Source organism: Micromonospora sp. bgisy143, assembly GCF_057708145.1.
This window is the reverse complement of record NZ_JBYIRN010000022.1, coordinates 71,872-94,320: the sequence shown is the minus strand read 5'-3', so window position 1 is coordinate 94,320 and position 22,449 is coordinate 71,872. Positions and strand designations below refer to the sequence as shown.

The 22,449-nt window shown below is 71.4% G+C and carries 19 protein-coding genes; 12 read left to right on the top strand and 7 right to left on the bottom strand.

What is annotated here, in order from left to right:
• Positions 1-7: 7 nt before the first annotated feature.
• Positions 8-1,345, bottom strand: a complete 1,338-nt coding sequence (gene nhaA / locus AC3EN4_RS23570; RefSeq protein ID WP_435207857.1) for a Na+/H+ antiporter NhaA — start codon at positions 1,343-1,345, stop codon at positions 8-10.
• 350 nt (positions 1,346-1,695) lie between these two features.
• On the opposite strand from nhaA, the gene AC3EN4_RS23565 reads away from it, so the two are divergent.
• Positions 1,696-3,156 (top strand): tyrosine-protein kinase domain-containing protein, encoded by a 1,461-nt coding sequence (locus tag AC3EN4_RS23565; RefSeq protein ID WP_435207856.1) that lies wholly within the window; start codon positions 1,696-1,698, stop codon positions 3,154-3,156.
• Here the strand turns inward: AC3EN4_RS23565 and AC3EN4_RS23560 are convergent.
• Positions 3,137-3,691, bottom strand: coding sequence for an arsenate reductase/protein-tyrosine-phosphatase family protein (locus AC3EN4_RS23560; protein ID WP_435207855.1), 555 nt, complete (start codon positions 3,689-3,691; stop codon positions 3,137-3,139). The genes AC3EN4_RS23565 and AC3EN4_RS23560 overlap by 20 nt on opposite strands.
• Before the next feature lie 165 nt (positions 3,692-3,856).
• Between AC3EN4_RS23560 and AC3EN4_RS23555 the strand changes: the two genes are divergently transcribed.
• The 4 genes from AC3EN4_RS23555 (at position 3,857) to AC3EN4_RS23540 (ending at position 9,074) form a co-directional block, all read left to right on the top strand.
• Positions 3,857-5,104, top strand: coding sequence for a glycosyltransferase family 4 protein (locus tag AC3EN4_RS23555; RefSeq protein ID WP_435207854.1), 1,248 nt, complete (start codon positions 3,857-3,859; stop codon positions 5,102-5,104).
• A gap of 99 nt (positions 5,105-5,203) precedes the next feature.
• Positions 5,204-6,988, top strand: coding sequence for a DUF4012 domain-containing protein (locus AC3EN4_RS23550; protein ID WP_435207853.1), 1,785 nt, complete (start codon positions 5,204-5,206; stop codon positions 6,986-6,988).
• Between the two features lie 13 nt (positions 6,989-7,001).
• Positions 7,002-7,631: a hypothetical protein gene (locus AC3EN4_RS23545; protein ID WP_435207852.1), complete on the top strand. Its 630-nt coding sequence runs from the start codon at positions 7,002-7,004 to the stop codon at positions 7,629-7,631.
• An 876-nt stretch (positions 7,632-8,507) separates the two neighbouring features.
• Positions 8,508-9,074, top strand: coding sequence for a hypothetical protein (locus AC3EN4_RS23540; protein WP_435207851.1), 567 nt, complete (start codon positions 8,508-8,510; stop codon positions 9,072-9,074).
• 72 nt (positions 9,075-9,146) lie between these two features.
• Here the strand turns inward: AC3EN4_RS23540 and AC3EN4_RS23535 are convergent, their stop codons facing one another.
• Together AC3EN4_RS23535 and AC3EN4_RS23530 are read right to left on the bottom strand one after the other, a co-directional pair.
• Positions 9,147-10,610, bottom strand: coding sequence for an MFS transporter (locus AC3EN4_RS23535; protein ID WP_435207850.1), 1,464 nt, complete (start codon positions 10,608-10,610; stop codon positions 9,147-9,149).
• A gap of 42 nt (positions 10,611-10,652) precedes the next feature.
• On the bottom strand, positions 10,653-10,889 hold the full coding sequence (locus AC3EN4_RS23530; protein ID WP_422740263.1) for a hypothetical protein: 237 nt from the start codon (positions 10,887-10,889) through the stop codon (positions 10,653-10,655).
• A 121-nt stretch (positions 10,890-11,010) separates the two neighbouring features.
• Here AC3EN4_RS23530 and AC3EN4_RS23525 point away from each other — a divergent pair, with 121 nt between their 5' ends.
• Together AC3EN4_RS23525 and AC3EN4_RS23520 are read left to right on the top strand one after the other, a co-directional pair.
• Positions 11,011-12,147, top strand: coding sequence for a geranylgeranyl reductase family protein (locus tag AC3EN4_RS23525; RefSeq protein ID WP_435207849.1), 1,137 nt, complete (start codon positions 11,011-11,013; stop codon positions 12,145-12,147).
• A gap of 227 nt (positions 12,148-12,374) precedes the next feature.
• The gene (locus tag AC3EN4_RS23520) at positions 12,375-12,548 is read left to right on the top strand and encodes a hypothetical protein (RefSeq protein WP_355053659.1); all 174 of its coding nucleotides are present in this window, start codon (positions 12,375-12,377) and stop codon (positions 12,546-12,548) included.
• Positions 12,549-12,615: 67 nt separating this feature from the next.
• On the opposite strand, the gene AC3EN4_RS23515 is transcribed toward AC3EN4_RS23520, so the two are convergent.
• Positions 12,616-14,406 (bottom strand): bifunctional metallophosphatase/5'-nucleotidase, encoded by a 1,791-nt coding sequence (locus tag AC3EN4_RS23515; RefSeq protein ID WP_435207848.1) that lies wholly within the window; start codon positions 14,404-14,406, stop codon positions 12,616-12,618.
• Between the two features lie 148 nt (positions 14,407-14,554).
• Here AC3EN4_RS23515 and AC3EN4_RS23510 point away from each other — a divergent pair, with 148 nt between their 5' ends.
• Complete coding sequence (locus AC3EN4_RS23510; RefSeq protein ID WP_435207847.1) at positions 14,555-15,457, top strand: SDR family oxidoreductase; 903 nt, start codon at positions 14,555-14,557, stop codon at positions 15,455-15,457.
• Positions 15,458-15,475: 18 nt separating this feature from the next.
• Here AC3EN4_RS23510 and AC3EN4_RS23505 read toward each other — a convergent pair whose 3' ends face one another.
• Together AC3EN4_RS23505 and AC3EN4_RS23500 are read right to left on the bottom strand one after the other, a co-directional pair.
• On the bottom strand, positions 15,476-16,135 hold the full coding sequence (locus AC3EN4_RS23505; RefSeq protein ID WP_435207846.1) for a nucleotidyl transferase AbiEii/AbiGii toxin family protein: 660 nt from the start codon (positions 16,133-16,135) through the stop codon (positions 15,476-15,478).
• Positions 16,132-16,473 (bottom strand): hypothetical protein, encoded by a 342-nt coding sequence (locus AC3EN4_RS23500; RefSeq protein WP_435207845.1) that lies wholly within the window; start codon positions 16,471-16,473, stop codon positions 16,132-16,134. The genes AC3EN4_RS23505 and AC3EN4_RS23500 overlap by 4 nt, the downstream gene beginning before the upstream one ends.
• A gap of 119 nt (positions 16,474-16,592) precedes the next feature.
• Here AC3EN4_RS23500 and AC3EN4_RS23495 point away from each other — a divergent pair, with 119 nt between their 5' ends.
• From AC3EN4_RS23495 to AC3EN4_RS23480, 4 genes are read left to right on the top strand one after another with little or no spacing between them, the layout of a single operon-like run.
• On the top strand, positions 16,593-17,588 hold the full coding sequence (locus AC3EN4_RS23495) for an RNA polymerase subunit sigma-70 (RefSeq protein WP_435207844.1): 996 nt from the start codon (positions 16,593-16,595) through the stop codon (positions 17,586-17,588).
• Positions 17,585-18,016 (top strand): DUF6069 family protein, encoded by a 432-nt coding sequence (locus AC3EN4_RS23490; protein ID WP_435207843.1) that lies wholly within the window; start codon positions 17,585-17,587, stop codon positions 18,014-18,016. Before AC3EN4_RS23495 ends, AC3EN4_RS23490 begins: the two co-directional genes overlap by 4 nt.
• Positions 18,017-18,076: 60 nt before the next feature.
• Complete coding sequence (gene fdh, locus AC3EN4_RS23485; RefSeq protein ID WP_435207842.1) at positions 18,077-21,349, top strand: formate dehydrogenase; 3,273 nt, start codon at positions 18,077-18,079, stop codon at positions 21,347-21,349.
• On the top strand, positions 21,342-22,424 hold the full coding sequence (locus tag AC3EN4_RS23480; protein ID WP_435207872.1) for a 4Fe-4S dicluster domain-containing protein: 1,083 nt from the start codon (positions 21,342-21,344) through the stop codon (positions 22,422-22,424). Before fdh ends, AC3EN4_RS23480 begins: the two co-directional genes overlap by 8 nt.
• The last annotated feature ends 25 nt before the right edge of the window (positions 22,425-22,449 follow it).

Below are 22,449 nucleotides of genomic sequence, written 5' to 3'. Positions count from 1 at the left end.
GGCCCGGTCAGTTGCGTCCGGGCCGCTGGTAGACGTCGGGCACGCCGTCGCCGTCGGCGTCGAGGCGTTCCTTCTCGGCCACCCGCCGGTACGCGGCGTTGCGGCGGGCGAGCACGGCGGCGGCGAGCGCCGCGGAGATCACCGACCCGGTGAGGACGGCCGCCTTGACCCGCTCGTCGGCCGTACTGCCCGCGCCGAACGCCAGGTCGCCGATGAGCAGGGAGACGGTGAACCCGACCCCGGCCAGCAGGGCGATGCCGAACAGGTCGGACCAGGTGATGTCCTCGTCGAGTTCGGCGCGGGTGAACCGGGCCAGCAGGTAGGTCGAGCCGAAGATCCCGATACTCTTACCGAGCACCAGACCGGCCACCACGGCGATCACCAGCGGGTCGGTCAACAGGGCCCCGAGATCGGTGCCACGGAGTGTCACACCGGCCGCGAAGAGGGCGAAGACCGGTACGGCGAAGCCGGCCGACACGGGTCGCCACCGGTGTTCCAGGTGGGCGGCGAGCCCACCCGCGTCCGCGCCGCCCGAATCCGTCCGGTCGGTGCCGCCACGAGCGCGGGCCAGCACCGGCACCGTGAAGCCGAGCAGCACGCCGGCGACCGTGGCGTGCACTCCGGAGGCGTGCACCAGCGCCCAGGTGGCGACCGCGAGCGGGACGAGGGCCCACCACCAGGTCCGGCCCCGACGTACGAGCCAGGCGAAGAGCCCGATCGGGGCGAGCGCGGCCAGCAGCGGCAGCGGGTGGAAGTCGGCGGTGTAGAAGACCGCGATGATGGTGATCGCGAACAGGTCGTCGACCACGGCCAGGGTGAGCAGGAAGGCGCGCAGGCCCTGCGGCAGGTGTGAGCTGACCACCGCGAGGACGGCCAGCGCGAAGGCGATGTCGGTGGCGGTCGGGATGGCCCAGCCCCGTAGTCCCTCTCCGCCCGTGCCGAGGAGCACGGCCACGTAGATCAACGCCGGCATGGCCATTCCACCGAGGGCGGCCACCACCGGCAGCGCCGCGCGTCGCGGGTCACGCAGGTCACCGGCGACGAACTCACGCTTGAGTTCCAGGCCCACCACGAAGAAGAAGATGGCGAGCAGGCCGTCGGCGGCCCAGGTGGCGAGGCTCAGATCGAGGTGCCAGCGCTCGCCGCCGGGCCAGGGCACCCAGCCGCCAAGCCGGACGTACGCCTCACTCCACGGCGAGTTCGCCCAGATCAACGCGACGACGGCGCCGAGCAGCAGCAGGGCGCCACCGACCGTTTCGGTGCGCAGCACGTCGGCCAGGTGTCGGGCCTCGGGCCAGGACGACCGCGAGAAGAGTCGGTCGCGGTGGGGGGTGCGGCCGGTCATGAAGGCGTTCACCTCGGGTGTCGGGACGGCAGGGATCCAATCGCCGACCAGACTTCCCGGCACACCACTGTCGACCCTATCCGGTGGGCCGCACGCGGTGATCGTGCCGGCGCCATCCGGCGATCGAGATCGGTAGGCAAATCGGTTGCCGACTTTTCCGGGTACCGCCGCTGCCGAATGGCCCTTTGTCGGGTTGGTCATGCCGGGGGCGCGCTACGCGGACGCCGAAAATACATAACTCCGGACATAAGCCCTATGAGCGGCTTTAATGGTTTCACGAGTTGACAGACGACCTTGGGGGTTTTCGTGAAGTTTCTTGGCGTAACCGGACCCGTCCGGAGGCAAGCCTGATGGACCTGCTCCGCCAATTGCGTCACGTGCGTCGGCACTGGTGGGTCGTGCTGGTCACGATCATGGTGGCCCTGGGCGTCTCGGCGTTCCTGACCGTACGCGCCCAGCCCCGGTACGTCGCCTCGGTGACCTTCTTCGTCACCACCCCCAACCAGGGCGTCACCGATGCCTACCAGGGCGGGCTGTTCCTTCAGCAGCGCGTCAAGTCGTACGCCGACCTGCTCAGCAGCGACCGTCTGGCGCAGAGCGTCGCGGCCGAGACGCCGGTCGGACTCACCGCGGACGAGGTGCAGCGCCGGGTGACCACCTCCACCGAGGCGGGCACCGTGCTGCTGCGCGCCTCGGTCACCGACACGGACCAGGCCCGGGCGCTGCGGGTGAGCGAGACCCTCGCCGCGAAGTTCGTCGACCTCGTGCAGAAGGTCGAGACACCCCCCGAGGGCAAGGCACCCATCAAGATCGAGGTGGTCAGCGGTCCACGGGTCAGCGCGAGCCCGGTCTCACCGAAGCCGCTGCGTAACCTCGTGCTCGGCGGTCTGCTCGGGCTCGCGCTCGGTGTCGGGCTGGCGATCCTGCGCGGTGTCGCCGATGTCCGGCTGCGCGACGCCGCCGGCCTGCAACGCGCCACCGGCAGCCCACTGCTCGGCGAGATCCCGTTCGAGGGCGCCGCCCGCACGTCCCCGCTGATCGTCGGGGACGCCGCGACGTCGGCCCGCGCGGAGGCGGTCCGCAAGTTGCGCACCAACCTGCGCTTCGTGGACGTGCACGAGCCGGCCCGGGTCATCGCCGTGACCAGCGCCCTGCAGGGCGAGGGCAAGACGACGATGTCGTGCAACCTGGCCATCGCGCTGGCCGAGGCGGGCTGGCGGGTGCTGCTGGTCGACGCCGACCTGCGCCGGCCGAAGGTCGACGATTACCTGGGTCTGGACGCCGGGGTCGGCCTCACCGACGTGCTGGTCGGCGACGTCCAGGTCGGTGACGTGGTGCAGCGCTGGGGCGACAAGTCCCTGCTGGTGCTGCCCAGCGGTTCCGCGCCGCCCAACCCGAGCGAGCTGCTCGGCTCCAAGGCGATGGCGGACCTGCTGCTCGCGCTGCGGGAGTCCGCGGACATCGTGATCATCGACACCGCGCCGTTGCTCGCGGTGACCGACGGTGTCGTGGTGGCGGTCCAGGCCGACGGCGCGCTGCTGGTGAGCCAGCAGGGCCGTACGTCGCGGACCCAGGTGGCCGCGGCGGCCCGTTCGCTGCACTCGGTCTCGGTGCGGCTGCTCGGCTGCGTGCTCAACATGGCGAAGGTCGCCAAGGCCGAGGCGTACCAGTACGAGGCCTACCGGGTGGTCGCCTCGACCGCCACGCCGTCGGTCCCGACCGACCGGGCCACCACCGCCCGACACAGCGAGGGCGCCGGGGTCAACGGCGTCGGCGACCGTACCCAGGAACTCACCCGGCTGCCCCGATGAGCGCGGCGAGGGGTCGTAGCGAGCGTTCGATCTCCTCAGCGCAGCGGCGGAAGTCGGCGACCGTACCGCCGATCGGGTCCCGCAGGTCGTCCGCGTCCGGGGCGGCGGGTTGCAGCCGCCCCCGGGCGCTGGCGGCGGCGGCGATGGCCGCCCCCAGCGGATCGTCGGCGGTGCCGACCGGCGGTTCGGCCGCCGCCGCCAGCCGGCCGAACTGGCGCAGGGTGAACGTCCGGTGCAGCGCGCTGGGCGCGAGGGAGGTGCACACCGACCGCTGCCGCCGCGTCGCGGTCAGCACCAGCGTCGCGTCGGCCAGCTGCTCCGCACGCAGCGTGCGGCTCGCGAACGCCGCCGGGTCGCCGCCCTCCTCGGCTACGACCTGCGCCGCGTACGGGTGCATGGCCAACCCGTCCATCGCGTCAGTGCCGGCGCTGGACACCAGCACCGCCCGGTCGGCCAGCAGTCGGCGGGCCAGGTACTCGGCCATCGGCGAGCGGCACAGGTTGGCGTGGCAGACGAACAGCACGCGGTCGGTCATCGGGAGCCCTCTCGTGGATGCGGACACGGGTCGCCACACCGTGCGGGTGCTGCGTCGACGCCGCTCGGCGCGCCGGGCGGGGTTGCCAGCATCGTACGCGGGCCGACCCGCCGGACGCGGTGCCGCGCCGGCTGGGCCCGGTCCGCGCCCACCGGCGGTGCCGCGGTGAAGATCGGCATCCTGTCGTACCACTTCCCGCCCGAGCCGGCGTTCATCCCCGGCAGCCTCGCCGAGGAGTTGGCCGCGCGGGGGCACGAGGTCCGTGTGCTCACCGGATTCCCCGACTACCCGGGCGGCCACGTCTATCCCGGGTGGCGGCAGCGGTGGCACCACGAGACGCACAGCGACCGGCTGTCGGTCCGGCGGGTGCCGCGCGTCTCCGGCGGGGCCACCTCCACCGCGGCGCGGATGGCCAGCTATCTGTCGTTCGCCGGGAGCGCCTCGCTGGCGGCACGCCGGTTCCTGGGTGACGTGGACGCGCTCTACGTCTTCCAGTTGCCGGCCACCACGTTCGCCACCGCCGCCGTCCTGCGGCTCCTCGCGAAGGTGCCGGCCGTGCTGCACGTACAGGACGTCTGGGCCCGCGACGGCGTCGAGGCGGCCGCCGGCGGCCGCTGGTTGGCCCGAATGGACGCGGCGATGACCCGCATCTACCGGTCGGCCGCGCGGGTCGCCGTGGCCGCGCCCTCGATGCGCGACCTGGTGGTCGCGGCCGGCGCCGACCCCGGCCGGGTCAGTCTGGTCCTGAACTGGACCGACGAGCGCATCTTCTACCCGGCGACGCCCGGCGCGGCGGCCCGGCAACTGGTCCGCCGGGATCGCCGGTGCGTGGTCATGCACGCCGGAACCATCGGACCCCGCCAGGGCCTGGAGACGGCGGTACGGGCCGCGGCAGCCTTGGACCGGACGATGGACCTGGTCCTGGTCGGCTCGGGGGCGGACGAGCGGCGGGTCCGGGGCCTCGCCGCCGACCTCAAGGCGGAGAACGTCCGCTTCCTGGAACGGCGGTCACCTGTCGACATGCCCGAGCTGTACGCCGCCGCCGACTACCAGTTGATCATGTTGCGCGACCTGCCCGAGCTCCGTGGCATGGTGCCGGGCAAGCTCCAGGCCGCGCTCTCGTGCGCCGCGCCGGTGGTCGCGTCGGCCGGCGGGGACACCGTCGAGCTGGTCGAACGCGCCCGAGCGGGATTGTCCTGCCCGCCCGAGGACTGGGCCGCGTTGGCCGACCGGTTCTGGCTGGCGGCGACCATCCCACCGCCCGCACGCACCGAGATGGGTCGCCGGGGACGGCAGACGTACCTGCGGGAGATGTCGCTGCCAGGTGGCGTGGACCGGATCGAACGGCTGCTGCACGAGGCCGCGGGCCGCGTCCCGCAGCGGGCGACGGTGCCGCGAGCGAAATTCGCATAAGGGCCGCGAAATGCCATAACGGTACGAGAGTCCTCGTAACGTGCTAAGAACGTCAGGGAATCCGACAGACCGTCCGATTCCGGCAAACGGGAGTGTGGTGTGACGGAGAGCGAACAGCCACGTCGACGGCGAAGCCGGTCCCGGCGTCGCCGGCGCGCACGACTGCGACGAGCCCTGCTCGGGGCCCTGGTGGTCGGATCGCTGGTGCTCGCCGCGGGCGGTTGGATCGGCTTTCGCGGTTGGCAGGCGCGCGCCCACCTCCTCAATGCCGCCGGCCTGGCCCGGGAGTTGAGCGCCCAGGTCGTCGGCGGCGACACCGACCGTGCCCTGCGGACTCTCTCCGCCCTGCAGGAGCAGTCCGGAGCGGCGCGGGCCGCCACGTCCGACCCGAGCTGGAGGTTCGGTCGGCACACCCCGGTGGCCGGTGACGACCTCGACGCGGTCCGACTGATCGCCATCGCCATCGACGACCTCGCCCGACAGGCGTTTCCCAGCCTGCTGCGCACGGACCTGACCAGCCTGGTGCCAGCCGGTGGTCGGCTGGACCTGGCCCGGCTCACCTCGGTCTCCGCGGAGCTGACCCGGGTCAACGACTCGGTGCAGGGCACCCGCCGGGACCTGGCCACCGTGCCGGCCGACAAGTTGGTCAGCCAGGTCCGCCAGGCGCTCACCGACCTCCGTGGTGAGATCGACCGGCTGGCCAGCCTCACCGCCGCGGCCGACCAGGGCGCCCGGCTGCTGCCGCCGCTGCTCGGCGCCAGTGGCCCCCGGCGTTACCTGCTCGTCTCGCAGAACCTGGCCGAGCTGCGCGCCACCGGCGGCATGTTCGGCGCGTACGCGACGATAGAGGCCGAGAACGGGCGGGTCCGGATGGGCCGGCAGGGCAGCAGCGCGTCCCTCGGTCGGTTCACCCCGGCGTTGAAGCTGCCCGCCGAGACCCGGGCGGTCTGGACCGACCTGCCGGGGATCTATCCGGCCGACGTGAACCTGACCCCGCATTTCCCGACCGCCGCCGCCCTCTACCGGGAGATGTACCGGCGCAAGACCGGGACCGCCGTCGACGGTGTGCTCGCCGTCGACCCGGTGGTGCTGTCCTACCTGCTCAAGGCGACCGGCCCGGTGCTGGTGCCCGGCGGGGTGCCCCTGGCCAGCGAGAAGGTCGTGCAGACCCTGCTCAACGAGTCCTACCAACGGCTGGACGTGGCGCAGCAGGACGCTTACTTCGCATCCTCGGCGGCCGCGGTGTTTGACGCCTTTTTCAAGAAGAATGTCAACCCAAGGGTGTTGTTGTCCGCATTCGACCGTGCTATCACAGAACGCCGGATATTGTTCTGGAGTGCCCACCCGGAGGAACAGCGGACGTTCGGCGACAGCCGGATGGCCGGGACGCTCCCGGAACAGGACACCGTGCCGACGGTCGGCGTGTTCCTCAACGACGGCAGCGGCGCGAAGCTCGGCTACTACCTGCGGCCGACGGCGAGCCTCACGGTCGGCGCATGCCGGCCCGACGGCCGCCGCGAGCTCCGGCTGCGGGTCACCCTGCGCTCGACGGCGCCGAAGTCAGGGCTCAGCGAGTCGATCCTTGGCCTCGGTCTGGCTGGCGATCCGTACACCGTCCGGACGCTGGTGTCGATCTACAGCCCGGCTGGCGGCTCCGTGCTCGACGCCCGGCTGGACGGGGCCGAGACGGCACTGGGCAGCGGCACCGAACGCCGCCGCCAGGTGGCGACGGCCAACGTCGACGTCGGCCCCGGCGTCGAGCGGGCGCTGGAGGTCACCGTCCTGACGGCCAAGACCGGCGTCGGGCAGGCCGAGCTGTGGCTGACCCCCACCGCCAGCCCCTGGACCACCCAAGTTCATTCCGCACCAAGCTGTGACCAGTAGGAGGGAACCAATCATGCGGCTATCCCGCATCATCATGGCGCTCACGGTCGGTCTGGCCGTGGTGGCCGTGCCGACGGCAGCGGGGGCGCAGCCGGCTCAGCCGTCGCCCAGCGCGACCACCGGCCCGAGCCAGCCGCCGCCGTACGCGCCGCAGCCGCCGGCCCTGACCGTCAACCGGCCGACGATCTTCCTGGGCGAGACGGTCGTGCTCACCGGCACCGGCTTCGGCCCCAACGAGACCGTCGACATCTCCGTGACGGTCACCCCCCTCGCTGCCCCGGCCGCCGGCAACGCGCCGGCCCGCCGCAGCGACGGCACCACCGTGGCCATGGCACCGGTGGCGTACCAGGCCAGCGCGCCGCTCAACTTCACGGCGTACACGAACGCCCAGGGGCGCTTCACCAAGAGCTACAAGCCCTCGGTGACGGGCCTGCTGACCTTCACGGCCACCGGTCGCGAGTCCGGCCGGACCGCGTCCACCGAGCTGCGGGTGCTGCACCGCAAGCAGCCGCTGCCCGTCACCGGTGACAGCATCGGTACGCCCATGAAGCTCGGCGGCGGCCTCGTCGGCGCCGGTGCGATCATGCTGCTGCTGACCCTGGCCTGGCGTCGCCGCCAGCGCTTCAGCGGAGCCGCCCACTGACCGGCGACTCACCAACCGGGCAATGCCCCGGACGTACCCCCGGCTGGCGCCCGTCGGATCTCCCGACGGGCGCCAGCCGTCACGTTTGGTGTCACCCACGCCGCGAGGTGTCGTGATCGACACGAGTTCGCCGATGTGGGGGCATCGACGGGTCGCGGATGCCGCGACTTCGGCGATCTGGAGTCGATCGAGCGGCCTGGCGAGGACGGGGTGGTCGTACGCCTGGTCGGCGATCTGGAGTCGATCGAGTGGCCCGGCGCGGTCGGGTGGTTCGTGCACCCGGTCGCCCGACCCGTAGGAGGGCCCCGCTGCTGGTGCCGGTGAGTCGGCGGGGCGGTGTGTCCGTTCTCGCCCGCAACGAGCGTGATGCCTCGGCGGGCCGGGCGTCGGGTCCAGCCCGACCGCTCGTCAGCCTGCCGAAGTGGTCGTGATCGACTCGATTTCGCCGATCTGGGGGTATCAACCGGCCTCGGATACCCCGACTTCGCCGATCCCGAGTCGATCACCCAGCCGGAGCGGGCAGTATGTCCGCTCGTGGGGTGTGCGGTGACCGGACACACCCGTGGGCCGGAATCGTGGCGGGCCGGGGGTCGTTACACATCCCGACGATCGCAGGACCACGGCCCAGCCGCCCGGCTCGATGAGCGGGCGGGGAATGACCGGCCCGGCCCGGTCGTTGTGACCACCTCGAACGACCGCAGGACCCCCCGGGAATGACCCCGTCCGTCGGGTCGTTGAACCCGGTCCGTGGCGCCCGAGCCCCCCGGCTCGCCGGCCGCCGCCCCCAGACTTTGCAAGCGCCCGGACGAGGTGCTGAACACCCCCGCATCCCCCTGAAACGCGTGGGTGTTTCCTACCCCCGAAGGAGCAACCCCCATGAACACGATCTTCCGCAAGAGCATGCTGTCTGTTGCTGGTCTCGCGTTCGCCGGTGGCGTCTTCGCCGGCCCCATCGCCGCCCACGCCGCCACCCCGACCACCGACGCCAAGCCCGTCGCCGCCGCCGTGCAGACGACCGCCCCGAAGCCGCAGGGCGACCAGTCGCACATCACCCTCAACGATGAACAGACCGCCAACGCCAAGGCCATCATCGCCGCCACCAAGAAGGCCGGCCTCCCGGAGCGCGCCGCGGTCATCTCCATCGCGACGAGCCTGCAGGAGTCCAAGCTGGAGAACCTCGGCCACCTCGGCGACGCCAACGACCACGACTCGCTCGGCCTGTTCCAGCAGCGCCCGTCCAGCGGTTGGGGTACGCCGGAGCAGATCACCAACCCCGAGTACTCCACCACCGCGTTCCTCAAGGGCCTGCGCCAGGTTGACGGCTGGCAGGACATGCCCCTGACCGACGCCGCGCAGACCGTCCAGGTCTCCGCCTACCCCGACGCGTACGCCCAGTGGGAGCAGCAGGCCACCGACCTCGTGGCCCAGCACTGGAACAGCTAAGACCTGACACCAACACCGATGGCCGGCACCCCACAACGGGTGCCGGCCATCGCCGTCTGCGCAGCGGCGTCCTCAGCGGTGGTGATTGCGGAAGATGTCGACCAGCGCCGCCACCAGCGCGAGCGCGATGATGCCCGTGGCGAGCAGCAGCGACTTCTCGAACGCCGCCGTCCAGTCGCCGTGACTGTCGGCTAGCGAGGAGAAGAACATCGAGCCGACGGCGGCGATGCCGGCGGCTGCGCCGATCCGTTGGCCGGTCTGGAGCATGCCGGCCCCGCTGCCCGCCTGGGGGACCGGCACCTGGGCGAGAGTGAGTGTCTGGTTGGGGGCGATGACCAGGCCGCTGCCGATGCCGGCGACGAGCAGCGGACCGGCGGTGACCCAGGGTGCCGGGCTGTCCGGCGCGAGGTGCAGGGCGAGCACCGTGGCCACCAACCCGATCACCACGCCGAGCAGACCGATGGCGACCAGGGGCCGGCCGAACCGGTTGACGATGCGCCCGCCCAGCGCGGACGCCGCAGCGGAGCCGAGCGCGAACGGGGTGATGGCGAGGCCGGCGACGAGCGCGCTGTAGCCGAGCCCGTTCTGCAGGAACAGGGTGAAGATGAAGAAGATCGCGGTGAAGCCACCGAAGTAGACGAGCGCGATGAGCGACCCGAGCGTGTACGACTGGAAGGTGAACAGGCGCAGGTCGAACAGCGGTTCCCGGTGCCGCGCGTACCACCGTTCCCATAGGCCGAAGGCGACCAGCACCGCCAGGCCGGCCGGGATGAGCGCCCACTTCCACGGCGTACGCCACTGCTGCTCCTGCACCAGCGGCAGCAGGATGAGCACCACGCCGACGCCGAGCAGCAGCACACCGACCGGGTCGAGTCGACGGCGTCCGGGTTGCCCGTCGGGCCGACCGGGCAGCAGCCGCCAGCCCAGGATCACCGCGACGATGCCGACCGGCACGTTCACGAAGAAGACCCACCGCCAGCCGTGCTCCTCACCGCCGAGGGCGATGAGCAGTCCGCCGAGCAGCGGCCCGACGGCGGTGGAGATGCCGATGGTCGCGCCGAGCAAGCCGAACGGCCGGGCCCGCTCCGGCCCCCGGAACAGCTGTTGGATCAGCCCGATCACCTGCGGGTTGACGATGCCGGCGGCGGCGCCCTGGAGCAGCCGGGCGACGACCAGCCAGGTGGGTGAGGTCGCCAGGCCGGCGAGTGCGCTGGTCAGGGTGAACAACGCGATCCCGAAGACGAACGCGTTGCGCCGGCCCCGGAAGTCTCCGAAGCGTCCGGCCGGTACGAGCACCAGGCCGAAGGTGAGCGCGTACCCGGAGAGGACCCACTGCAGCTCGCTCGGTGAGGCGTGCAGCGCCCGGTCGATGGACGGCACCGCGACGTTGACGATGCTGACGTCGAGCAGCGTCATGAACGCGGCGACCAGCCCGACGCCGACCGCCTGCCAGCGTCGGCGGTTCTCGGCCGCGTCGACCGGCTGCGGCTCGCGCGCCGCGTTCATCGTGCCCCCCGTTGACGGTCGATCATGCATTCCTGACCGCTACCCCGACCACCGGGGGCCAACCGTCCAGGGTCACGCCATCTGACGCGCGCAGAACCGGGGGCCGAAGTCGAGGCCGGCCATCGGCGAGTCCTCGCGGTGCAGCAGACCCTTCTCGGTGAGCTGATGCAGCGGCGCGTGTACCTGCTCCTCGGTGAGCCCGGACCCTTCGGCGATCAGGTCCGGATAGGGCACCTGGCCGCGTGCTTCGAGGGCGGTGACCGCCTCGTACACCTTCCGCTCGACCTCCGACAGCTCCATCCGCTGCATGATCTCCTCCTTCGCCCACCCGCCGGACGCGGACGGTTGCGCCGCGTCGGTTACCCCCTGCCTGCCCGAAGATGCCCACCCGTTCGGGCGGTGGCGGGCGAACACGCCCTACGCTGCAAGAGTGATCGTCTGGGATCTGGTCGTCGTCGGCGCGGGCCCCGCCGGGCTCTCCGCGGCACACGCCGCGGCCCGCGCGGGTGTTCGTACCCTCGTTGTCGAGCGGGCCACGCACCCGCGTTACAAGACCTGCGGCGGCGGCCTCATCGGCACGTCCCTGGCCGCGGTGCGGGACCGGATCGAGGTGCCGGCGCACGACCGGGTCGACCGGGTGACGTTCACCCGCGACGGCCGGCGGGAGTTCACCCGCCGCAACGGCAGTCCGGTGGTGACGATGGTGCGCCGGGAGGAGTTCGACGACCGCCTGCGCGCGGCGGCGGTCGCCGCCGGGGCGCAGCTGCGCGAGCAGGTCGCGGTCCGCGCGATCGAGCAGGACCCCGAGGGGGTACGCCTGCGACTGGCCGACGGTACGACGCTGACGGCCCGCACGGTGATCGGCGCGGACGGCTCCTCGGGGGTGACCGCCCGGCATGTGGGGGTGCGCTACCGCCAGGTGGATCTGGGGCTGGAGCTGGAGATCCCGGTGCCGCCCGCCGAGCAGGAGCGGTGGCGCGGGCGGCTGTTGCTGGACTGGGGGGCGATGCCGGGCTCGTACGCCTGGGTGTTCCCCAAGGGTGACCGGTTGACGGTCGGTGTGATCGCGGGCCGGGGTGCGGGGGAGGGGACGCGTGCCTACCTGCGGCAGTTCGTCGACCGGTTGGGTCTGACCGGACTGCCGGCGGCGCACGATTCGGGGCACCTGACCCGGTGCCGTGAGGAGGACTCGCCGCTACGCAACGGTCGGGTGCTGGTGGTGGGGGACGCGGCCGGGCTGTTGGAGCCGTGGAGCCGGGAGGGCATCAGCTTCGCCCTGCGCTCCGGGGAGCTGGCCGGGGCGGCGGTCGCCGCCGACGACCTCGCCGGGTACGAGCGGGCGGTCGCCGAGCGCCTGACGCCGGAGATGCGGGCCGGGTTCCGGTTGCTCGACCTGTTCACCCGTCGCCCGGAGGTGTTCCACGGGCTGTTGGCGACCCCGCCCGGCTGGCGGATGTTCGTGCGCTTCTGTCAGGGCCGGGCAAGCTTCGCCGACATGCTGCGCCGCAAACCGATCCAAGCAGCCCTAGCAGTGCTGAACCACCTACCAACCCCACGCCGCCCCTAGCCCGCGCCGCCCAACCCCGCCCCGCCCCAACCGCGCGCCGATCTTGCAGTTTCTGCGGCGACAATCCACACGAATCTGAACACTTCACCAACCGATAGTGCAAGATCGGCGAGAGCTGCCCACCCCTACCCCAGGATCCTAGGACGGTTTAGGGGGTATGTCGGACAGCGGACCGGTGCGCCGGGCGTTCACCGTTGGACAATGACGGGGGGAGTAGGGGGTGCCGCATGGCCGAGCAGCCGTTCACCGACGACGAGTACGCGTTCCTGCGCCACATTCGGTTCGGCGAGCTGCCACCCGCCGTCCGCCCGGAGGATCAGGTCGCGCTGACCGAGACCGACCCCGGACGGGACCGGCCGGAGAAGGCCGAGGACCCGGTCCGCTGGAACGTGCAGGGCTGAGCAGACGCGGACGGGCCGTGGGTGTGACCACCCACGGCCCGCCGTCAGAAAAGCCGTTACACCACGGTCAGAAGACCGGCACGCCCTCGCGGACGAGACGCCAGTTGGGCTGGAAGAAGTCGTCCGGGTTGATGGTCCCCTTGGCCTGGGCCCAGTCGATGAGCAGCTGGCGGATCTCCTGCTGCGCGTTGTAGACCTGGGTCTTCACGCTGCCGGGGAAGTTGCCGCCGCCGCTGCGCCGGTAGTTGTTCACCGCCACCACGAACTGCGCGTCGTCCGCGACCGGGGTGTCGGTGCCGGGCAGCACCAGGCGGGTGATGCGCTGACCGACCGGCCGGGAGATGTCGATGTCGTAGTCCAGACCGGAGATCACGTCGTAGTTGTAGTCCGGCACCGCCGGGTCGCTGATCTGCTCCGGGTCGACGGTCGTGCCCGGGGCGACGGTGCGGAAGTACTTCGCCGAGTACTCCAGGTACGCGCGTACCTCCGCGCCGCTGAGTACGACGGCTTCGAGGGTGTTGTCGTACACGTACAGGCCGGCCACGTCGCGGATCTTGACGTCCCCGGCGGGGAAGACGGCGGTACGGCTGAACGGCGCGGCGATCGACAGCACCGGAAGGTCGGCGTACGCGGTGCCGGCCAGCGCCGCGCCGACCACCTCGGTCTGCACGTGGTTGATGAAGTCGAGGATCGGGGTGTCCTTGTAGCGGGACTCCGCCGCCGACAACTCCACGGTGGAGGTGGCGACCACCTGGTTGACGTACGCCACAGTCTTCGCGTGCTGGGCCCGTACGGCGGCGAGGACCTTCGGGTCCTCGACGACCGTGTTGGTGTTCAGCATGGTGGCGGCCTTCTTGGTGATCGTCCACCGGCCGCGCTCACGGGTGAGGGTGAAGTCCATCCGGGTGAGCCGCTGACCCCATTTCGAGGGCTCGGAGAGCAGCACCTGGGTTCCGGTCTGCTCGTTGGTGACGAACCGCTCGACCACCTCGTTGTGGGCGTGCCCGAAGAGGATCGCATCGATCCCCGGCACCTGCTGGGCGATCAGCGCCACCGGGTTCTCGTTGGGCAGCTCCGGGCCGTAGCTGGAGGTGCCGCTGTCGCCGCCGTGGGCGGAGATCAGCACGAGGTCGGCGCCGCGGGCCCGCATGATCGGCACCCACTTCGCGGCGGTCGCGATCATGTCGTCGAAACGCAGCTTGCCCTCGACGTTGCCCCGGTCCCAGATGGCCACGCCGGGGTTGGTCAGGCCGAGGATGCCGACCCGCAGGGTCGGCGCGGCGAAGCCGAGGGAGACCTTCTTGATGACGTACGGCAGGAAGGCCGGCTTGCCGGTCTTGGCGTTGACCGCGTTGGCGGCGAGGGCCGGGAAGCCGAGCTGGCGGATCCACAGGTCCAGCAGCGGCAGGCCGTAGTTGAACTCGTGGTTGCCCAGCGTCACGGCGTCGTAGTCGATGACGTTCATGGCCCGGGCCATCGGGTGCTTCTCGCCGGTGGCGGTGATGGGCTCCTGCTTGGCGTAGTACGTCGCCAGGGGGGTGCCCTGGATGGTGTCGCCGGCGTCGAGCACCAGGGTCGCCTTGCCGCGCCGCTCGCGGCGGATCTGGTTGATCAGGGTGGCCAGCTTGGCGACGCCGACATCGTTGTGCTTGCTGTCGTCGTACTCGGCGTCGCGGTAGTAGTCCCAGTTGTAGACGTTGCCGTGGGTGTCCGACGTGCCGAGCAGCGTGAGGTCCCAGGTACGCGGCCGGGCGGGGCCGGCCGCCTGGGCGGGGGAGGCGGCGATCAGCGGCGCGGTGGCCGCGGCGGCGGCGACCGCGAGCACCTGGCGACGCGACGGACCGGATCCAGAGGTCATGACGTGCCCTTCCATGGGGGTTGACGCGCCTCGTGAGCGCCTCGCGCACCATAACGAGCCCCTGTCACTCCTGCCACGTCAGCCCCGGTTTCCGCAGGACGACGGCGGGTAGGGCGGTAACCGGAGGAACCAGAGGCGAGGAGACTAGGTGAGCCAGGACCAGCACACCCCGCAGGACCCGACCAGCCAGTACGGTCAGCAGTCCGGTCAGCCCGGCCAGCAGCAGTCGCCGCCGGGCTCGACGGCGGGTATGACGCCGCGGCCGGATCACGGCGAGGAGTCGTACCGGGGCAGCGGCAAGCTCGACGGCAAGCGGGCGTTGATCACGGGCGGTGACTCGGGGATCGGCCGGGCGGTGGCTCTCGCGTTCGCTCGGGAGGGCGCCGACGTGCTCATTGCGTACCTGGGCGAGGAGGAGGACGCCGACGCCCGCGAGACGGTCCGGCTCGTCGAGGAGGCCGGTCGGCGGGGCGTCGCGGTACGCGGCGACGTCCGGGACGAGGCGCACTGCCGGGAGCTGGTCGACCGGACGGTGCGTGACCTGGGCGGCATCGACATCCTGGTGAACAACGCGGCGTACCAGATGTCGCAGGACGAGGGCATCCTCGGCATCAGCACCGAGCAGTTCGACCGGGTGCTCAAGACCAACCTGTACGCGATGTTCTGGCTCTGCAAGTTCGCCGTCCCGCACCTGGCCGAGGGGTCGGCCATCATCAACACGGCGTCGATCCAGGCGTTCGACCCGTCGCCGCAGTTGCTGGACTACGCCACCACCAAGGCGGGGATCGCCAACTTCACCAAGGCGCTCGCGGCCGACCTGGCGGAGCGGGGCATCCGGGTCAACGCGGTGGCGCCCGGCCCGGTCTGGACGCCGCTGATCCCGGCCACCATGCCGAAGGAGAAGGTCGAGCAGTTCGGCACGGACACCCCGGAGGGTCGGCCCGGACAGCCGGCGGAGCTGGCGCCGGCGTACGTCTTCTTCGCCTCCCAGGAGTCCAGCTACGTCACGGGCGAGATTCTGGGGGTCACCGGCGGCCGGCCGACCAAATGAGGCGCCGACCGCTCGGTCTCAGCGCGGCCAGTCGGTGAAGCGCCGGCGCACCCGGGTGACGTCGTCGGGGCTCAGGCCGTACCTGCCGAACCGGGTGTCGTTCAGCCGGTCGAGGTAGCGGCCGGCGGCACGGACGTCGTCCGGGTCGAGCGCGGGGTCGACCTGCCGGGCCAGCACCAGCAGTTGCGTCACGTCGTAGTGCTCGAGCGCCGCCGCGACGTCGATGAAGTCGCGGACCTCCCGCCGGTTGACCAGCGCCGCGATCTTGTTGGCGACCAGGTCGCGGACGTCCATCACCGGGCCGAGGTCCATCACCACCGGGCTCTGCTGCCGGTCGAGTCGGGCCAGGCTGAGCCGGATCTGTCGCCCGTCGCGGCTCACCACGAAGTCCTTCATGTCCCGGCCGTACCCGTCGAACAGGTCGGCGAGGTCGCTGTCCGGGTCGGCGTCGGTGACGGTGAACCCGGCGCGTTCGAGCGCGGCGCGTACTCCGGCGGTGGCCGCGGCGGCGGCGCCCTCCACGTCGGCGAAGAGGTCCACGTCCTCGGTGGGCCGGGCCACCAGTCCGTGCGCGGCCCAGGCCACCCCGCCGCCGAGCACGAACCGGTAGGGCCCGGCGGCGGTCAACGCCACCCGGGCGACCTCCCGGTAGAAGTCGTGCAGGTGGGGTGCGATCACGCCGCGCGCAGGCCGCGGTGCCGGCTCTCCCAGGCCAGGCGGACGCCCCGGGGGAGGTTGAGCAGCCGCCACACCCGCCGCAGGGTGCGTCCGTTGATGAGGGTGCGCAGGTCGTCGGCGCTGGCCGTCTCGCGCAGCACGTTCTCGTACATCCAGAGCAGTTGGTCGAGGTCGCCGAGGTCGAAGGTGCGCTCGGCGTTCCACATCAACCGGACCGGCAGTTCGACCACGCCGCGGGTGGGGCCGGTCAGCTCGGTGAGCGTTCGCGCCACGACGGCCGGGCGACCCGGGCGGGCCAGGAAGGCCACGCCGGTCGCGGTGGGCGAGACGGCCTGCATGGTGTCAGGGTAACGCCCGTCGGTGCGGGTGTCGCCGAGGAGCGTCCGGCGCGGGTGATGAGTTCTCGGGCCCGCGCCCGTCATAGGTGTGACGGGACACGACGAGACGGGAGCATGACGTGACGGGTACGGACACGCGGAGTGGGAGCGCGGGCGCGCTGGCGGAGGTCGACGAGACGGCCTTCGCGGGGTTGGCGCAGCGGCACCGGCGGGAGTTGCACGTGCACTGCTACCGGATGCTCGGGTCGTTCGAGGACGCCGAGGACACTGTGCAGGAGACGTTCCTGCGGGCCTGGCGGCGGCGGGAGACGTTCGCGGGCCGGTCGACGGTGCGGGCCTGGCTGTACCGGATCGCCACCAACGTCTGCCTGGACTTTTTGGCCCGGTGCCGTCCGGAGCCGGCCCGGGGCGGCGAGGTGCGGTGGTTGCAGCCGTATCCGGACCGGCTGCTCGACGAGGTGCCGGCGGGCGACGCGGACGAGCCGGAGGCGGTCGCGGTGGCGCGGGAGACGATCGAGCTGGCGTACGTGGTGGCGGTCCAGCACCTCGCGCCGCGTCCCCGGGCCGTGCTGATCCTGCGGGACGTGCTCGGGTGGCCCGCGAAGGACGTCGCCGACCTGCTCGGGGACTCGGTCAACTCGGTGAACAGCGCGTTGCAGCGGGCTCGGGCCGGCATGCGGGAGCACCTGCCCGCCGAGCGGCAGGACTGGACGGGCGGCGAGCAGGACGCCGGTACGCGCGAGCTGGTGCGGCACTTCACCGAGGCGAGCGTCGCCACGGACATCGGCCGGCTCACCACGATGTTGCGCGAGGATGTGCGCTGTTCGATGCCGCCCACCCCGGGTCTGCACGTGGGCCGGGACGCGGTGGTGAGCGACTGGATCGCGGACGGGTTCGACCGGATGACGGGCCTGCGCGGCGTCGCGACCTCGGTGAACCGGCAGCCCGCCGTCGCGTTCTACCACTGGCGGGAGTCCGACGGCGCGTACCTGCCGTTGACCATCGACGTCCTGCGCGTCACCGGCGGCGCGATCACCGAGATCGTCATCTTCCACGCCGACCGGTTTCCGCGGCTGGGGCTGCCGGAGCGCCTGCCGGCGGGTGGTGCGAAGTGAGCGTCGTGGCCCCGACCCATCCTCCGCGCCGACTCCTCGGCCTTGCCGCCGTCGGTCTGGTCGCCACCGTGGCGGCGATGACCACGACCACTGTCGCGGCCGCGCTCGCCGGGGCCGCCGGTGTCGACTTCGAGATCCCCGAGGGCGGCGAGACGATTCCGCTGGCCGGGTTCGCCGTGGTGACGGGTGCCTTCTCGCTCGTCGGCGTCGTTCTCGCCGTCGTTCTCGGTCGGTTCAGCGCGCGTCCCGCCGAGCGGTTCCGGTGGACGACCGTCGCGCTGACCGCGATCTCGCTGGTCCCGCCGTTCCTCTGTGGGGCCGCTGCCGCCACGGTCGCGGCTCTCGTGGTCCTGCACCTGGTCGCCGCGGCGGTGATGATCCCGGCGTTGATGTGGGGCCTGCACCGATGGGGCCGTTCCCTCGATTAGCGAAGACTCCTCATCTGACCTATGTTCGGGGGGTCGCTCGCACGCGAGGGAGGTGTCGGGATGGGTCTTCGGACGTTCATCGAGGGTTGGCCGGTGTACCGCCAGCTCGCCGGCACCGACCCACTCGGTCGGGGCGCCGCGGCCAAGTCGGCGCGCTCCGCCGCGCTGACGGCGCGTACCGAGGAGGCCGACAGTGTCGCGCGGTCGGTGTGTCCGTACTGCGCGGTGGGGTGTGGTCAGCGGGTGTTCGTCAGCGACGGCCGGGTCACGCAGATCGAGGGTGATCCGGACAGTCCGATCTCGCGGGGCCGCCTGTGTCCCAAGGGGTCGGCCAGCAAGAGCCTGGTGACGAGTCCGCTGCGCCAGACCACCGTCCGCTACCGCCGGCCGTACGCGACGCAGTGGGAGGACCTGGACCTCGACACGGCCCTCGACATGATCGCCGATCGGATCCTCGCCGCCCGCGAGGAGACCTGGGAGGACCGCGACGAGCAGGGCCGACCCTTGAACCGGACGTTGGGCATCTCCAGCCTCGGTGGCGCCACGCTGGACAACGAGGAGAACTACCTCATCAAGAAGTTGTTCACGGCGATGGGGGCGTTGCAGATCGAGAACCAGGCGCGTATTTGACACTCTGCCACCGTCCCCGGTCTGGGGGCCAGCTTCGGTCGTGGCGGTGCGACGGACTTCCAGCAGGACATCGCCAACGCTGACGTCATCGTCATCCAGGGCTCCAACATGGCGGAAGCCCATCCGGTGGGTTTCCAGTGGGTGATGGAGGCCAAGCGCCGCGGGGCGAAGGTGTTCCATGTGGACCCCCGCTTCACGCGGACGAGCGCGGTGGCCGACGCGTACCTGCCGATCCGGGCGGGGACGGACATCGCGCTGCTCGGTGGGGTGATCCGCTACATCCTCGACAACGAGTTGGACTTCCGCGAGTACGTCCTCGCCTACACCAACGCGGCGACGATCGTCAGTGACCAGTTCAGCGACACCGAGGACGGCGACGGCTTCTTCTCCGGCTTCGATCCGGAGACCGGCAGCTACGTGCAGGACAGCTGGCAGTACGAGGGGCACGAGGACTCCTCGGGCAGTGGGCACACCGCCAAGGAGCGGGACACGGCGGCCGGACTGGAGCACGAGTCGCACGGCGCGGAGGTCGGCGGGCAGACCCAGCGGGACGAGACGTTGCAGCACCCACGGTGCGTCTACCAGATCCTCAAGCGGCACTACGCCCGCTACACCCCGGAGATGGTCGAGCGGGTCTGCGGGATTCCGCAGGAGAAGTTCCTCGAACTCGCGCGGGAGTGGACGGCGAACTCCGGTCGGGAACGCACCGGCATGCTCATCTACTCGGTGGGCTGGACGCAGCACAGCGTCGGCGTGCAGTACATCCGGGCCGGGGCGATCATCCAGTTGCTGCTGGGCAACATGGGCCGGCCCGGCGGTGGGGTGATGGCGCTGCGCGGGCACGCCAGCATCCAGGGCTCCACCGACATCCCGACCCTGTTCAACCTGCTGCCCGGCTACCTGCCCATGCCGCACCACGCCGACCACCCCAGCTTCGACGAGTGGGTGGACAGCATCCGGCACCCCGGGCAGAAGGGCTTCTGGGGCAACGCCCGGTCGTTCGCCGCCAGCCTGCTCAAGGCGTACTGGGGAGACGCCGCGACGCCGGAGAACGACTTCTGCTACGGCTACCTGCCCCGGATGACCGGCGACCACGGCACCTACCAGCAGGTCCTCAACATGATCGACGGGAAGACCAAGGGGTACTTCCTGCTCGGCCAGAACCCGGCCGTCGGGTCCGCGCACGGCCGCGCGCAGCGCCTCGGCATGGCCAACCTCGACTGGCTGGTGGTCCGCGACCTGTTCATGATCGAGAGCGCGACCTTCTGGCAGAACGGCCCCGAGGTGGCCACCGGCGAGATCGTGCCCGAGGAGTGCCGCACCGAGGTCTTCTTCCTGCCCGCAGCCTCCCACGTGGAGAAGGAGGGCACGTTCACCCAGACGCAGCGGTTGTTGCAGTGGCGGGAGAAGGCCGTCGAACCGCCGGGCGACGCCCGCTCCGAGCTGTGGTTCTTCTACCACCTCGGCCGCCGGCTGCGGGAGAAGCTGGCCGGCTCGGCACTGCCGCGCGACCGGGCGCTGCTCGACCTCACCTGGGACTACCCCACGCACGGTCCGCACGCGGAGCCGAGCGCCGAGGCGGTCCTGCGCGAGATCAACGGGTACGACGTGCCGACCGGCCGACCGCTGTCCAGTTTCGCCGAGGCCCGCGACGACGGCTCCACCGCCGTCGGCTGCTGGATCTACACGGGCGTGTACGCCGACGGCGTCAACCAGGCCGCCCGCCGCAAGTCCCGACACGAGCAGGACTGGGTGGCCGCCGAGTGGGGTTGGGCGTGGCCGGCGAACCGGCGGATCCTCTACAACCGCGCCTCGGCCGACCCGGACGGCAACCCGTGGAGCGAGCGCAAACGCTACGTCTGGTGGGACCCGGACAAGGGCGAGTGGACCGGTCACGACGTGCCGGACTTCGAGAAGACCAAACCGCCGTCGTACCGGCCGCCGGCCGGGGCGTCCGGTCCGGAGGGGATCGCCGGTGACGACCCGTTCGTCATGCAGGGTGACGGCAAGGGTTGGCTGTACGCGCCCAGCGGCGTCCTTGACGGGCCGCTGCCGACCCATTACGAGCCGGTCGAGTCGCCGGTGCGTAACCCGCTCTACCGCCAGCAGGCCAACCCGACCCGCAAGTCGTACGCGCACCCGGTGAACTCGGTCAACCCGAGCCCGCCGCAGGAGCACAGTCAGGTCTTCCCGTACGTCTTCACGGTCAGCCGGCTCACCGAGCACCACACCGCCGGTGGGATGAGCCGGACCGTACGGCCCCTGGCCGAGTTGCAGCCGGAGATGTTCGTCGAGGTGTCGCCGGAGTTGGCCGCCGAGACCGGGTTGGCGCACCTCGGCTGGGCGCACCTGGTCAGCGGTCGGGCGGTGATCGAGGCGAAGGTGCTGGTCACCGACCGGCTCACCCCGTTGCGGGTGGACGGTCGGGTCATCCACCAGGTGTGGCTGCCGTACCACTTCGGTTTCGAGGGTCTGGTCACCGGCGACTCGGCCAACGACCTGTTCGGCATCACCCTGGACCCGAACGTCCTCATCCAGGAGAGCAAGATCGGTACCTGCGACGTGCGGCCCGGCCGGCGGCCCACCGGGCCTGCCCTGCTCGACCTGGTCGCCGACTACCAGCGGCGGGCCGGGATCACCCCGGGTGGACACGCGCCGGCCGTCACCACCGACCAGGACGGGAAGGGCAGCGGTGATTCCTGACCCGAACAGCCTCTACGGGCCGCTCGATCCGGCGCCGGACGCGGGTTATGTGGACGCGCCGGAGCGGATGGGGTTCTTCACCGACACGAGTGTGTGTATCGGGTGCAAGGCGTGTGAGGTGGCGTGCAAGGAGTGGAACGGGGTTCCGGAGAGCGGCTTCGATCTGTTGGGGATGTCGTACGACAACACCGGGGCGTTGACGGCGAACTCGTGGCGGCACGTCGCGTTCGTCGAACAGCCGCGCCCGGCGGGGCACGGCGGTGCGGCGTTCGCGGGCACGCTCACCGGTACCACGGTCAGCGCGACGTCGGCGGCGGTCGCCGCCGGCACGACCGGGTCGACCGGCACCGAACCGGGCCTGCCACCCGGGTCACCGTCGGCCGCCGCGCGGATGGCCGACAGCGCCCCGACCGACAGCGCCCCGACCAACGGCGGCGCGGGGCCGCAGTTCCTGGGTATGCCGGGGGCGCAGCCGCCGGGGCGGGGTACCGGTGTGGAGGGTCGCAGTGATTTTCGTTGGTTGATGATGTCGGATGTGTGTAAGCACTGCACGCATGCGGCTTGTTTGGATGTGTGTCCGACGGGGTCGTTGTTCCGCACCGAGTTCGGGACGGTGGTGGTGCAGGAGGACATCTGCAACGGGTGTGGGTACTGCATTTCGGCGTGTCCGTACGGGGTGATCGATCAGCGTCGGGGTGATGGTCGGGCGTGGAAGTGCACGCTGTGTTATGACCGTCTGGGTGCGGGGATGACGCCGGCGTGTGCGCAGGCGTGTCCGACCGAGTCGATCCAGTACGGGCCCCTGGAGGAGTTGCGCGACCGCGCGGCGGCGCGGGTGGCGACACTGCACGAGCGGGGTGTGCCCGAGGCGCGGTTGTACGGGCACGACCCGAACGATGGTGTGGGTGGTGACGGGGCGTTCTTCCTGCTGTTGGACGAGCCCGAGGTGTACGGGCTGCCACCGGACCCGGTGGTGACCACCCGGGACCTACCGGCGATGTGGAAACGCGCCGGCATCGCCGCCCTCGCCATGGCGGCGGCCACCGTCGCCGCGTTCGTGGGGAGATCCTCGTGAGTCCGGAGCGCCTTCCCGTGGGCGA

Coding starts and splice junctions, on each gene's coding strand:
- nhaA (WP_435207857.1), bottom strand. CDS start 1,345: ATGACCGGCCGCACCCCCCACCGCGACCGACTCTTCTCGCGGTCGTCC.
- AC3EN4_RS23565 (WP_435207856.1), top strand. CDS start 1,696: ATGGACCTGCTCCGCCAATTGCGTCACGTGCGTCGGCACTGGTGGGTC.
- AC3EN4_RS23560 (WP_435207855.1), bottom strand. CDS start 3,691: ATGACCGACCGCGTGCTGTTCGTCTGCCACGCCAACCTGTGCCGCTCG.
- AC3EN4_RS23545 (WP_435207852.1), top strand. CDS start 7,002: ATGCGGCTATCCCGCATCATCATGGCGCTCACGGTCGGTCTGGCCGTG.
- AC3EN4_RS23540 (WP_435207851.1), top strand. CDS start 8,508: ATGAACACGATCTTCCGCAAGAGCATGCTGTCTGTTGCTGGTCTCGCG.
- AC3EN4_RS23535 (WP_435207850.1), bottom strand. CDS start 10,610: ATGCATGATCGACCGTCAACGGGGGGCACGATGAACGCGGCGCGCGAG.
- AC3EN4_RS23530 (WP_422740263.1), bottom strand. CDS start 10,889: ATGCAGCGGATGGAGCTGTCGGAGGTCGAGCGGAAGGTGTACGAGGCG.
- AC3EN4_RS23520 (WP_355053659.1), top strand. CDS start 12,375: ATGGCCGAGCAGCCGTTCACCGACGACGAGTACGCGTTCCTGCGCCAC.
- AC3EN4_RS23515 (WP_435207848.1), bottom strand. CDS start 14,406: ATGACCTCTGGATCCGGTCCGTCGCGTCGCCAGGTGCTCGCGGTCGCC.
- AC3EN4_RS23500 (WP_435207845.1), bottom strand. CDS start 16,473: ATGCAGGCCGTCTCGCCCACCGCGACCGGCGTGGCCTTCCTGGCCCGC.